This window comes from Armatimonas sp., assembly GCF_043757465.1.
GTDB lineage: Bacteria > Armatimonadota > Armatimonadia > Armatimonadales > Armatimonadaceae > Armatimonas.
Genome location: NZ_JAYVPL010000149.1, coordinates 1 through 12624 on the forward strand (window position 1 = coordinate 1; position 12624 = coordinate 12624).

General features: G+C 59.3%; 13 protein-coding genes and 1 tRNA gene. 6 read left to right on the top strand and 8 right to left on the bottom strand.

Features of this window, described 5'->3' with window-relative positions; translation table 11 throughout:
- Window positions 1-219: 219 nt before the first annotated feature.
- Window positions 220-290: transfer RNA gene (locus tag ACH2ED_RS20870), tRNA-Gln, on the bottom strand.
- 99 nt (window positions 291-389) lie between these two features.
- Here ACH2ED_RS20870 and pdxS point away from each other — a divergent pair.
- From pdxS to ACH2ED_RS20895, 5 genes are all read left to right on the top strand, one after another.
- On the top strand, window positions 390-1274 hold the full coding sequence (gene pdxS / locus ACH2ED_RS20875; protein ID WP_395094661.1) for a pyridoxal 5'-phosphate synthase lyase subunit PdxS: 885 nt from the start codon (window positions 390-392) through the stop codon (window positions 1272-1274).
- Window positions 1275-1373: 99 nt separating this feature from the next.
- A complete protein-coding gene (locus ACH2ED_RS20880; protein ID WP_395094662.1) occupies window positions 1374-1913 on the top strand; it encodes an NUDIX domain-containing protein in 540 nt (179 codons plus the stop codon).
- Window positions 1900-2469, top strand: a complete 570-nt coding sequence (gene pdxT / locus ACH2ED_RS20885) for a pyridoxal 5'-phosphate synthase glutaminase subunit PdxT (RefSeq protein ID WP_395094663.1) — start codon at window positions 1900-1902, stop codon at window positions 2467-2469. The genes ACH2ED_RS20880 and pdxT overlap by 14 nt, the downstream gene beginning before the upstream one ends.
- The gene (locus ACH2ED_RS20890) at window positions 2466-3674 is read left to right on the top strand and encodes a PQQ-binding-like beta-propeller repeat protein (RefSeq protein ID WP_395094664.1); all 1209 of its coding nucleotides are present in this window, start codon (window positions 2466-2468) and stop codon (window positions 3672-3674) included. Before pdxT ends, ACH2ED_RS20890 begins: the two co-directional genes overlap by 4 nt.
- The gene (locus tag ACH2ED_RS20895; protein ID WP_395094665.1) at window positions 3671-4672 is read left to right on the top strand and encodes a long-chain fatty acid--CoA ligase; all 1002 of its coding nucleotides are present in this window, start codon (window positions 3671-3673) and stop codon (window positions 4670-4672) included. Before ACH2ED_RS20890 ends, ACH2ED_RS20895 begins: the two co-directional genes overlap by 4 nt.
- Here ACH2ED_RS20895 and ribD read toward each other — a convergent pair.
- From ribD to ACH2ED_RS20930, 7 genes are all read right to left on the bottom strand, one after another.
- Complete coding sequence (gene ribD / locus ACH2ED_RS20900; RefSeq protein WP_395094666.1) at window positions 4661-5734, bottom strand: bifunctional diaminohydroxyphosphoribosylaminopyrimidine deaminase/5-amino-6-(5-phosphoribosylamino)uracil reductase RibD; 1074 nt, start codon at window positions 5732-5734, stop codon at window positions 4661-4663. The two genes, ACH2ED_RS20895 and ribD, sit on opposite strands and share 12 nt — an antisense overlap.
- Window positions 5731-6090 carry a hypothetical protein gene (locus tag ACH2ED_RS20905; RefSeq protein WP_395094667.1) on the bottom strand — a complete coding sequence of 120 codons (360 nt, stop codon included), beginning with the start codon at window positions 6088-6090 and terminating at the stop codon, window positions 5731-5733. Before ACH2ED_RS20905 ends, ribD begins: the two co-directional genes overlap by 4 nt.
- A gap of 16 nt (window positions 6091-6106) precedes the next feature.
- Window positions 6107-6772: a ribulose-phosphate 3-epimerase gene (gene rpe / locus ACH2ED_RS20910; protein WP_395094668.1), complete on the bottom strand. Its 666-nt coding sequence runs from the start codon at window positions 6770-6772 to the stop codon at window positions 6107-6109.
- Entirely contained in the window at window positions 6772-8718 is a 1947-nt protein-coding gene (locus ACH2ED_RS20915) for a PASTA domain-containing protein (protein ID WP_395094669.1), read from the bottom strand. The genes rpe and ACH2ED_RS20915 overlap by 1 nt, the downstream gene beginning before the upstream one ends.
- Before the next feature lie 222 nt (window positions 8719-8940).
- The gene (gene aroB, locus ACH2ED_RS20920; protein ID WP_395094670.1) at window positions 8941-10062 is read right to left on the bottom strand and encodes a 3-dehydroquinate synthase; all 1122 of its coding nucleotides are present in this window, start codon (window positions 10060-10062) and stop codon (window positions 8941-8943) included.
- On the bottom strand, window positions 10059-10598 hold the full coding sequence (locus ACH2ED_RS20925; RefSeq protein ID WP_395094671.1) for a shikimate kinase: 540 nt from the start codon (window positions 10596-10598) through the stop codon (window positions 10059-10061). The genes aroB and ACH2ED_RS20925 overlap by 4 nt, the downstream gene beginning before the upstream one ends.
- 62 nt (window positions 10599-10660) lie before the next feature.
- On the bottom strand, window positions 10661-12316 hold the full coding sequence (locus ACH2ED_RS20930) for a hypothetical protein (protein ID WP_395094672.1): 1656 nt from the start codon (window positions 12314-12316) through the stop codon (window positions 10661-10663).
- Between ACH2ED_RS20930 and ACH2ED_RS20935 the strand changes: the two genes are divergently transcribed.
- Window positions 12311-12624, top strand: a 314-nt coding sequence (locus tag ACH2ED_RS20935; RefSeq protein WP_395094673.1) for a hypothetical protein, incomplete at its 3' end; no start/stop codon positions are given. The two genes, ACH2ED_RS20930 and ACH2ED_RS20935, sit on opposite strands and share 6 nt — an antisense overlap.

Sequence of the window (12624 nt, forward strand, 5' to 3'; positions counted from 1 at the left end):
GGGCATCTCTTAGGATGCCCACTTCTTCTGTGGCTTCGGCTCTCAGGCCGAAGCCTTCGGACAAATACCCCGGAGCTTGCTCCGGTCGGATGGTTATTAGTCTACCCCAAAACAAAAGAAAATGTCAAGCGATAAAAGACAGATCAAAAGATTTTATTTTCGTGTTCACTGATACAGTGGCAAAGATCAAGAGCAGGGGCGATGACGAGGAAAAGAAAATTCCCAGGCAGGGATTCGAACCCCGATTAAAGGCACCAAAAACCTCTGTCCTGCCGTTGAACGACCTGGGAAGGATTCCCAGTCAGTCCGGGAAAGCGCACGGATTATACCACAGTTGAATCTGCCGCTTCCAGCAAGGTAGAATCACTCCGAGGATAAATTAAAACACAATGGCAGAAAAATCTACCTGGCGTACAAAAGTCGGGCTGGCGGAGATGCTCAAGGGCGGCGTGATCATGGACGTGGTCAACGCGGAGCAGGCCGTGATCGCACAAGAAGCGGGGGCGGTCGCCGTGATGGCCCTGGAGCGTGTCCCCGCCGATATTCGCAAAGACGGAGGCGTGGCGCGCATGAGCGACCCCAAGATGATCAAGGAGATCATGGCCGCCGTCACCATCCCCGTGATGGCGAAAGCGCGCATTGGGCATATTATCGAAGCGCGAATTTTAGAGTCGTTGGGCGTTGACTTTGTGGATGAGTCGGAGGTGCTTACCCCCGCCGACGAGCAGTTCCACATTAACAAGCACGACTTCAATGTCCCGTTTGTCTGTGGCTGCCGTAATCTTGGCGAGGCACTGCGCCGCATCGGCGAGGGCGCAGCGCTGATCCGCACCAAGGGCGAGGCCGGGACGGGAAACGTGGTCGAGGCCGTGCGCCACATGCGCTCGCTGATGGGGGGCATCCGCAAGATCCGCTCGATGGACGAAGCCGAACTGATGAATGAAGCCAAGGAGCTGCAAGCGCCCTACGAGCTGGTACTGGAAGTGGCAAAGACGGGCAGGCTTCCCGTCCCGAACTTCTCCGCTGGTGGTGTCGCGACACCTGCTGATGCGGCTCTGATGATGCATCTGGGCGCGGAGACAGTCTTCGTGGGCAGCGGCATCTTCAAGTCCGGTGATCCCGCAGAGCGCGCCAAGCGCATCGTGGATGCCGTCACGTTCTACAAAGACTACGCCAAGCTCGCCGAAGTCTCGGAAGGCCTGGGCGAGCCGATGGTGGGGATAGATATCCGCACGATCCCCGATGTAGAGCGCTTCGACAAGCGCGGCTGGTAACATGAACCTCCCCCCCACCCCCCGTCCGACGGGGGAGATAAAAGGAAAACTTCCCTTCCTTACATTCCCCCCGCCCGGCGGGGGTCAGGGGGTAGGCTAGTGTTTGGCCACTATCAGTTTTGCCCGAGATGCCGCGCAGAGCTAAGCACCCGGCGCTTCCCGTCTGACACGGACGCGGAGCGCCGGATGTGCGACTCCTGCGGCTTTATCTACTGGAACAACTCCCGGCCCACTGCGGGCGGCGTGGTCGAGGACAGCCAGGGGCGCGTGCTTCTCGGGCGGCGCGGCATCGCCCCGTCCAAGGGTCTCTGGGATCTACCCGGCGGGTTTCTGGAGCCCGGAGAGCACCCCGAGGCGGGATTTGTGCGTGAGCTGCTTGAGGAAACGGGCCTGCACGTCGAGCCCATTGCGCTTTTAGGCTTCTACATGGACCAGTACGGCGACGATCCTAACGAGCACACACTCAATATATTTTACTGGTGCCGCGTGCTTGAGACCTCCGGCGAGGCGCTCGCCTCGGATGACATGGCGGAGCTGGGCTGGTTTGCCCCGGGCGACATCCCCAGTGACCTGGCCTTCCAAAATGTGGTAGATGCCCTCGCGGACTGGAAAGCAAAAAAACGCTATGGAACCTCGTAAACGAATCGGTGTCCTCGCGCTCCAGGGCGACTACGAGGCGCATATCAAGTCCATTGTTGCGGCGGGCGGCGAGGGCTTTGAAGTGCGCACTCCCGGCGAGCTTGCCACAGCCGATGCCCTGATCTTGCCCGGGGGCGAGAGTACCACGATAGGGTATCTCCTAGCTCGCTTCGGCCTCGACAAGGCCATTCAGGCATTTCAAAAACCCATCTGGGGAACGTGTGCCGGGATGATTCTGCTGGCGAAACGCATCACCGAGGGCGAGAAACGGGGCGGGCAGCCACTGCTGGGTCTGCTGGATATCAGTGTGGCACGCAATGCTTTTGGGCGACAGACAGACTCTTTTGAGGCACGTATCGAGACAAGCTTTGGCCCGGTGACCGGTGTCTTCATCCGTGCGCCATACGTGAGCGAGTGGGGGCCGAGCGTGGAAGTGCTGGGCCGCTACGAAGACAGAGTCGTGCTGGTTCGCCAGGGAAATATCCTTGCCTCAGCCTTCCACCCCGAGCTCACCGAAGACCCCAGCCTACACCGTGCTTTTATCGAGAGGGCATGATGTGGCGAAGGTTACTGCTGCTCGGGGGAGGAGGCCTGCTGGCGCTGGCACTCGGTATCGGCTTGGGACGTCTTCGTGCCCCGCGCCCTCCCGCACCCCCTCAACAGACTATCCTCCCGACGCCAACGCCGCTTCCTCTTCCCGTACAACGGCAGGGAGATAACCGCCCCCGCTGGAAAGCACGCTGGAGCCGAGCACTTCCCTCGCCCCTCTCGCTCAGCTTGGCTCCTGATGGCGGGGTTGCGCTACTCACTGCCCAGAAGCAAGTCCAGTCCCTCGACGCGAGGACAGGTGCTGCTCTCTGGAGTAGCCCACCACTCCTTCTGGCAAACCGAGTCACAGCGGTACGCGGAGGGCGGGTGCTGGCAGGAGCACTTTACAACCCCGCCGTACAAAAGGTCTGGTCTCTTAACCCCAAAACAGGGCAGCCGAGCGCCTTTGCGCTTCCTGGCACCCTCTGGAGCCTGATGGCTACCCCCGATGGCAGCCGTGCGTTCTTTGGTACCAGTGCCAACCAGATTGTTGCGTTCTCCCTGCTAGCCCCCCAGCCCCCCCCCACTACGTGGAGTATCAGTGCCCTCCCCGAGACTCTAGCGCTCTCCACCGACGGTTCCGCAGCGCTCACAGGCACATGGCTCCCCGCAGGTGTCCGGCGGCTCGGCGGCTGGGCCTACGGCGACTCTGACCCGGCCCGCTGGCAGGATGTGCAGGTCTCCGCCGATGGGGCGACGGCGGTCAGTCTCTCGGGACGACTACCACGGCGCAGCCAGAAAGACCTACAGCTCACCGGCTACGACATGGACTCAGGAATGCGGCTCTGGGAGAAACGGATTCCAGGGAAACAGGCACGTGTCGCCGTTGCCGCCGATGGTCAGCGCATCGCCCTGACTTATCTCTTTGAGACCCAGCGAGGGGGCGAGGCAAGACTGCTCTTACTCAACCGTGACGGTACCCCGCGTGGGGAGGAAAAAGGCGGGCGCTTCTTCTTGCCACGACTGGCCGCGCTCTCCGCTCTGGGGGAGCGAGTGACTGTGCTCGATGGAGACCGAGCGCTCTTTGTACTCGATGGGGACGGTAAGACCCGCTGGCGGCTAGCGCTTCCCCGCGCCGCACCTATCCAGGAGACACTCTCCACTCCCGATGGTGCCTTTCTCCTGCTCGTGCGCACCGACGGCACCCTCACGCTCTACGAGGCCCTCCCATGAGCCTCACCAACGAGCTCGCGGCTTTTATCTCCCCCCTAGCCCCCGCCGAGCGAGGGAACTCTTTTGAGGTACTCGCGCTCCGTCTCTTCGCCTATCAGTACGCACACAACCTGCCCTACCAGCGCCTCTGCAATGGGCGTGGCCAGACCCCGGAGACGGTCACGCGCTGGCAAGACATTCCCGCCGCCCCCGCAAGCGCCTTCAAGCGTTTTGCCCTCACCTGCGTCCCCGAAAGCGAGTGCGTGAAGGTCTTTCACTCATCAGGAACCACAGGCGGTGAGACCAGCCGCCATTTCATGAGTGTGGATGCGCGGGAGCTCTACAAAATCTCACTCAAGGCAGGTTACGCCCGTGCCTTTGGCCCGGAGCCCCCGCGCCTGCTCGCCCTCATGCCCCCTACTGACACGGCCCCGCACTCGTCGCTCTCGTTCATGTTAGAGACGCTCGGCGCAGAGTTTCTCTGGGGCGAGAGTAGCGCAGATCAGTTGCGCCACACCCTTGCTAGCCTCTCGGCTTCCTGCACGCTCTTCGGCACCGCCTTCGCCTGGGTGAACTTCTTCGACGCCACGCAAGGCGAGTGCTTCCCACTCCCCGAAGGCTCTCTCGTGATCGAAACAGGCGGCTTCAAAGGCCGTAGCCGCGAAGTCGAGAAGTCCGAGCTTTATGCGCTCTTCACCGAGCGCCTCGAGGTTGCCACCGCACACTGTTTCTCGGAGTACGGGATGAGCGAGCTCACCAGCCAGTTCTACAGCCAGGGACTCACCGGCCCCAAGCTCGCTCCACCGTGGCTTAAGACGCGTCTTCTTGACCCCGTCACCGGCACCGATGCAGTGCCAGGCCAGCCCGGCCTGCTCGCCCACTACGATCTGGCCAACTACAACTCGGTGCTGGCGATTCAGACCGAGGACAGGGGAGTCTGGGACGAGCGCGGCGGCTTCCAGCTCCTAGGCCGTGCCCCCGGCGCGGTACTGCGGGGATGCTCGCTCTTAGCGGAGTAAGCCCGGCCTGCCCTCCAAAGCGAGATCGGGGCCGTAGCGATGCACGCTAAGCCACTCCAGGTTCACCGGGTTGGGCAAGCCAGGGCCATCAAGCGGCGTCGGGGCGTGGCTACCACCGATGAGCTTCGGCGCGACAAAGAACAGCGCACGGTCTACGGCATTCGCGGCCCAGAACGCGGCGGCCAGCGCTCCGCCAGACTCCAAAAGCACTTCGAGTAAGCCGCGCTCGGCAAGCAACGCCAGCGCGGCGGGGACAGAGACACGGCCCGCGGCATCGGCGGGAAGCGTAAGGATCTCAGCGTCCCAGCGTGGAGCGTTTTCGACACACGTCAGGATCAGGGTTCCGGGTCGGTTTAGCCTTGCCGTTTGCGGTGTGCGCAACTGCGAGTCAAAGATCACGGGTGTGGGATTGCTACCACGGACAAGGCGTACCGTCAGCTCCGGGTCATCAGCGAGGACGGTGCCGACCCCGACAATCACAGCATCGGACTTTGCGCGTAGACGGTGCACGGCGCGGCGGGCGGGATCGCTAGTGATTGCCAACGGCGCAGAGTGGCTCGCCGCGAGCTTGCCATCAAGGGTCATCGCTGCCTTGTGAGTCACAAACGGCAGTCCGGTGCGCTGATGCTTGAGAAAAGCGCGATGTGCCTCGATGGCTTGCTCTTCGCACACACCGACTGTCAGCACAATCCCGGCGGCCTGGAGCTGGGTGAAGCCATCGCCACAGACCTGGGGGTTAGGATCGAGTGTAGCAGCCACCACCCGCGCCACTCCAGCCTGAATGCAGTGGTGGGTGCAGGGAACGCGCTCGGAGCCATCCGGGCGCGTCCAGTGTGAACAGGGCTCCAAAGTGGTGTAGAGAGTGGAGCCACGTGCGCGCTCCCCTGCACGTCCGAGCGCCATCGCTTCGGCGTGTACTTTTGGGGTGTGGTAGGTCCAGCCCTCGCTGACAAGCTCGCCGCCGTGCACGATAACAGCCCCAACACCAGGGCTAGGATGAGCCTTGACACGATTGGTCAGGCGCAGCGCCCGCCGCATCCAGAAAGTATCCTCGAAGCTCATTGCCGTTGTTTTTGCTTCTGGGTTTCCTCGATAACCTGCTGAAGAGCCTGCCGCTCGGCCTTACGCATTGCCACAAACGACTCCAGCGCATCCAGCAGGGCGATACAGACCAGGCTAAGCCCGAGGCCATAGAGGGAGATTAACAAGGCAAGCTTCTGAAGATCTCCCACACGCCCCACGAAGTCTCGCCCGACAAAGATCATGGTTAGTGCAAGGAGCAAGACCAGAAGTGCCATCCCCGCAGTTCGAAAGAGCCGCGAACGGGCGGAGAGAGCGCCGTAGCCACGGGAGTAACCGTAGATTGTCAGCCCCACAGCCACAGCCAGCAAGATTCCAAAGATCATGGTCACACTCATGCGGGAAGCACCTCACTCATACGGGAAGCACCTCCCGAAGCGCCGCAACCCCCGCAGCCACGCCCAAGGGATGGTTAAAGATCGCGGAGCCTGCCACCAGAACATCCGCGCCATCGTGAGCCAGTCCGGGAGCTGTTTTCACATTCACACTACCATCCACGCTGATCTTGAAGCCCGCGCCCGCTTCGACCCGAAGCTGCGCCAGCTCCGGCACTTTCCGTGCCGCGGTGGGCAAGAATGCTTGGCCACCAAAGCCGGGATTGACCGTCATCACCAGCACCATATCCAGATCCCCCAAAACATAACGCAGGGTCTCGGGTGGGGTTGCGGGGTTGAGCGCAACCCCGGCCAGGCAGCCTGCCTCGCGGATAGCCGCCAGTGTGCGCTGCAGATGTGCGGTCGCTTCGATGTGCACTGTGATGGCATGGGCTCCCGCTTCCACAAAGGCTTCGATGTAGCGCTCCGGCTCCACGACCATCAAGTGCACATCGAAGAACGCAGTGGGACACACAGGCCGCAGTGCCCGCACGACTTGTGCACCAAAGGTCAAGTTTGGGACAAATTGCCCGTCCATCACATCTATATGGAGCCAGGTTTCCCCCGTCGCGACTGCCGCCTGTGCCTGCTCACCGAAGCGTGCATGATCAGCCGCCAGAAGTGAGGGTGCGAGCAGAACGGCCATTATTTCGCCTTCACCGCGAGTGTCTGTGCCTTGAGATCATCGTTATCGTAGAGCTTGATCGTGATGGGACGTCCAATTCCTGAGACCTCAACACTAATGCTCTGTCCCGGCCCATGCGTACTATCATAGCCACTATGGGTTCCGTCGGCATCTTCGATCTGGATGACGACATGGTGCTGCTGAGCATCTTTTGGGGTTTTGTACGGCACCCGAAATGTGCGCAGTTGCGTGTCCGCTGGATTGCTAGAGTCATCCACGGAGCCGTTAGCAGACTCTTTGGGCTCAGGGGTAGGCGGCGGCGTTGGCTCTGGCGTCGGTGCAGGCTCTGGCCCCTTGGAAAGGGTGAGATCGATTTTGGTGCCACGGGCGCGACGCTCAACACCGTCGCTGCGCGGCAGTTGTTCCAACACGACCCCCACTCCTGTCAGTGGATCGAAACGCCGTGTCACCTCCCCCACCTTGAGTCCGATCTTCTCCAGCTCTTTCTGCGCCTTATCTAGTGTCATCTCTTCAACATTGGGAATGGGCACCATCTCTGGCCCTCGGGAGACCTTGACCGTTACTTCTTTGCCTTCCAGGATCTTGCTACCAGGCTGCTCTTTTTGCTCAAAAATAACATTGGCAGGCTTGTCATCCAGAAACTCCTCCGACAACTTCACCAGCTTAAAGTGCCGCTCATTGGCAATTGCCGTGGCTTCCGTGTAGGTCTTGCCACGTAGCTCAGGCACAATCACCTCATTGGCAGGGCTCAGAAACGGACGAATTCCATTAAAAACCAGAGCGACAGTTCCAATCAGTGCCAGAAACAACGTGAGGTTAATTGCCAGAAGAATCCCTCCTGTACGGCGGGGTGGCGGTGTTTTTTCCTCAGAGTCACGCTCGTGGTGCACTGCCTTGGCCACCGGTGCAACAGGCTGTGAGACACGACGTCCTGCCTCAGGGGCGGTCGGTGTGGGAGCGGGCATAACGCGCACCGTAGACGGAGCAGGCGGTGTGGTGCTCGCTACCGGCGCAGTTTCTTGTGCATCGAGAGGAGACCAAGCCAGCGAGCGCCCAAAGCGCAGTGCCTCGCGTATTTGGCGCAGGTCTTCCAAAAGTGCGGTGGCACTCATGTAACGCTCCTGAGGGCGCTTAGCGAGCCCCTTCAATACCGCTCCCTCAAGAGCGCGAGGGATTGCCTGGTTAACGATCCGGGGTGCAGGCGGGGCTTCCTGAGCATGGCGCAGTGCAATCTGCACCGGATTATCCCCTTGAAAAGGTGTCTCACCCGTGAGCATCTCAAAAAGAATAACAGCCAGAGCATAAAGATCCGCAGAGGCGCTCGGTGAGGTACTGGTCACAAGATCAGGAGCAGCGTAGTACGCCATGCGCATCAAGATCGTGGGGTCTTCACTGGCGATGCGTGCGTAAGTGGGAGCGACTCCAAACCCGGTGAGCTTGGCCTGTCCATCGGGCCCGATCAGCACATTCTGAGGGCACAGATCCCCGTGAGGGATTCCCCGATGATGCGCGTACTCCAGTGCCTCGGCCAGTGTAATCGCGATATCCACCGCTGCCGTGAGCTGAAAGGGTGCAGCGCGCCGGATCCGCTCCCGAAGGTCTATCCCTCGAACAAACTCCTCAGCCTGGTAGAGCGCGGTAAGCTCTTCGTCTTCACCCACATCGTAAGCGCGTGTGATAGCGACATGGCTCAAGGAAATCGTCTCGGCAAAACCCGTGCGTAAGCTCTCGACGAGCTCGGGGCGATTTTGATAATCGGACCGCAGTGTCTTGAGAGTCACGATTCGATTGAGTTGCTGATCTCGTGAGCGAAACGCACTTAACAGTGGCCCCTCGCCCACGAACTCCAGAACTTCATAGCGTTTGCCAACAAAGCGGTTGATCAGGCGTACCCGATCTTTCTCGCCGGAGCTGGTTTCAGGGCGAAGCCCCTCTTCACTCGACACGTTTCTTCTTTCCCTTCTGGGCAATTAGTGAGAATAGCAATACAGTGCTACTGATAAAAACAACAAGACCATAGAGTGCGGTGAGAACCCCGATGGGAACAACAATCCCAAGCGGGGGAGCAAAAAAAACAAAGATAACGAGGACAAACCAGAGAACACTTACAAGTTCACGCCCTGTCTGCTTTGTTTTTATGTCTAAGTGATCGTCCTCAGTTCCCACAATTACCTCCGCTTTGACCGTTCTACAAGGCGACGGTGTTCCGCCAGCCCTTCACGCACTGTCGCGACCGGCACTTCGTGTAGGACTACCGTACCCAGTTGGGTAGCCAGAACAAAGCGCGCCTCTCCCGCTACCGCTTTTTTATCCCGGGCCGTCAGAGCGATGAGAACCTCATCGTCAATCCCTTCCGGAAGGGTAGTAGGCAGCTTAAGTGCTACCAGAGTCTCCCGAATTGCCGTTGTGACACTCGGTGGTGTCACGCCTGCTCGCTCTCCAATCAGCGCCGCCGCCACCATACCAATAGCAACAGCCTCGCCGTGTTTGTAGCGTCGGTAGCGGGTCGCCGACTCCAGAGCATGCCCAATCGTATGCCCATAGTTCAAGATCGCCCGCAGACCAGTCTCCTCATGTTCATCGGCGGTGACGACCCCAGCCTTAAGCTGGCAGGAGCGGGTAACAATAGCCTCAATGGGGGCAACCTCACCCCGGACAAGAGCCGCTGCGTTCCGTTGGATTTGATCCAGAAAGTGAGGATCCTGAATCACTCCGTACTTTGCTACCTCGGCCAGTCCGGCGCGCAGCTCTCGACGCGGCAAGGTTGTCAGTACCTCCGGGTCAATCACGACAGTGCGGGGCTGATGAAACGCTCCAATAAGGTTTTTCCCCTCCCGAAAATCCACTCCCGTCTTGCCACCGACCGAGGAGTCCACCATGGCCAAGAGGGTGGTTGGGACTTGAACATAGTCCAGCCCTCGCAGGTAGGTAGCCGCCACATAGCCCACTATATCCCCGACAACCCCACCTCCCAAGGCCACTAATAGAGTCTTACGATCCAGTGCGGGCACTAAATTATACAATCCCTCATAGAGCCGCGCTATGGTTGTCAGGTTCTTGTAGCGCTCACCCGCAGGAAAGCAAATCTGCTGCGTCGTAAATCCAGCGTCTTCCAGGCTCGTCTGTACACGTTCCCCCCAGTGACGTGCGACAGTGGGCTGGGTCAGAATCACCACGCGACTTGAACGCGCGATTCCTAGACAGTGCTCCCCGAGGAGGTTGAGTTGCCCCGATCCGATATGGATCTCGTAGCTACGCCCTTCGGAAAGGGCGACGGGCACACACGTCATGAGCCTTCCCTCTGGTAGCGGCGGACAATCTCCTCGACAACAGCGCCGGGAGCACGATCCGATGTATCCACAAGCAGGTGGCTAGCACTCTGGTAGAGCGGCCCACGCGTCGCGAGCATTCGCAGGATCAGAGTGAGCGCGGGCTCCTCGCCCGCAGTGAGAAGGGGGCGCTCCCCCGGTCGCCGCGCGACCCGCTTAGCCAAGACGTCGGGGCGTGTGGTGAGATAGACGACAAGGCTGCTCGTTCGCAGTGCCGCTACATTCTCCTCACGCAAGACAGCGCCTCCCCCCGTGGCAATTACCTGGCGCTCTCCAGCCGTCACGCCCAGGAGGATTGTCGTCTCCTTGTCACGAAATGCAGTTTCTCCCTCCGTCGCAAAGTAGGTAGGAATGGAGCAACCGACGACTTTCTCGATGAGGTGATCCGTGTCCGTAAAACGCCACCCAAGCCGCTGTGCCAACAAGCGCCCCACGGTGCTCTTTCCACTCCCCATAAACCCGATCAGGGTGATATTGCCAGGCATCTCTTCAGGCATTGTACCGCAACAAAAAAAGCCGGGTGGCACTGGGCCACCCGGCTTCTGTTAAGAAATACCCGCTATCCGAGGTTAGCTCCCCCGCCGCCACCGGTATTAGTCTCCTCAATAATCTTTGGAGTAACAAAGATCAAGGTCTCCACACCCGTTACGGTTCGGGACTTCTGTCGGAAGAGGTCACCGATAATGGGCAAGCTTCCCAGTAGAGGAACGCGCACTTCACCACCATCTTCTTGCTTGGTGATAAACCCACCCAGCATCATCGTCTCTCCGCTCTTGATCCGACGGAAGGTGGATACGCCTTGCGTCGTCTGTCGCGGAACTCCACTGGAGTTGATGGTTTGTGACTGTAGCTGTGGATTCAGGAACATACTGATTGTTCCATCCCCATTAATATGAGGGGTCACCGTGAACAAGTTGACCGCAGTGATCGGAACAAGCTGATTGGCAACAATAGGAGGGCCACCAAACTGCGGCTGAATCACCGTGGACTGGTTCACAAACGCAACATCGCTGATAAACACTGTAGCGGGTGTATTGTTAGACGTACTAATAATTGGTGCCTGAAGCACGTTATTGGTCTGCTTAACGTAGGCCGCTCGCAGGTTTGCCACAGCATTTCCCGATGCATACTGCACCGCAAGTTGTGGCGTGCTCCCACTGGGCGGTGCCATGCTAATATCAAGGTTATTGGCGGGGCTAAACTGCCACTGAATACCAAAGCTCTCGATATCCTGCATGTTTACTGTCACAAACTCAGCACGAATCTCTACCTGCTTAGGCGCCACATCCAGGAAGCGGATCAGTGCCTTCAGCTCTTCAATATCTTGTGCATCACCTTGAACGATCAGTGTGTTATCTGCATCACTTGCTAAGATATTGTCAATGCCCAGAGGACGAAGAGAACGCTGGTTCGGGTTCTGATTCTGGCCACCGCCACCTATGCCGCCACCGCCGATGCCACCACCCTGGTTACCACCGCCACCGAAACCACCAGGCCGACCGCCACCACCCTGGTTACCGCCACCAAAGCCACCACCACCGAAGCCACCGCCGCCGCGCTGGCCTGCGCCAGACGCTCCACCTACTGCCGAGGACTCCGTGGGTACAGGATTTAGGGAAGTCACATTCGAGGGTGCTATAGGTTGCCCCATTCCTTGCTGTGCCTTCAAAGCATCTGGAAGAATCAAGTTGTGAACAATGTAGTTGTAGGTAGGATCATCCAGGTGCTTAACAAAATCCGAGGGGGGCATGTACTTCAGCTCGATTTTAACCAACAATGGTTTGGGCCGAGCTGCTACAACAACAGGCTTGATAACGTCTTTAGTGATTGGCAGAGCTTTAGGCTCTACAACCGGGGCCGTACCGCCGGGGCGCAGGTAGTAAATCCCATCACTCTCTTCCAACGAGGCTCCTGCTGCGATTGCGATTGCCCGGAGCACCGTGTCCACTGACTTATCTCGCAATTTCAGCGTAATCTTCTGAAAGCCATCAGGGCGATCACCATTGATGATCACCACATTGTCCAGACCGCTCTGTTGCGTCAAAACAAGAATAGCATCTTTTAGAAAAGCATCGCGTAGATCAAGATCAAGCGTGCTATTTGTTGCCTCTTTGACCGGTGTCCCTTGTGCCCGTGCGGCGGACACAGTTGCCACCGTCGAAATCGAAAGAGCACACATCATTAGCGAAGTGCTACGCTGCCAGGGATTTTGCATACATATCCTCCAAACCTCATCGATGGCTCGTGGCTTATCTTTATTACGAGCATCGAACAGGGGCGAGTACCCGCCCCTGTTAACCACCTTAAATCTAAGCTAGGCAAGGCACAGTTAGCGACCGAAGCCACCAAAGCCGCCGCCGCCCATGCCGCCCATGCCGCCGCCCATCATGCCGCCGCCGCCCATGCCACCCATGCCGCCGCCCATGCCGCCGCCCATGCCGCCCATGCCGCCGCCCATGCCACCCATGCCGCCGCCCATGCCACCGCCCATGCCACCCATGCCGCCGCCCATGCCACCCATGC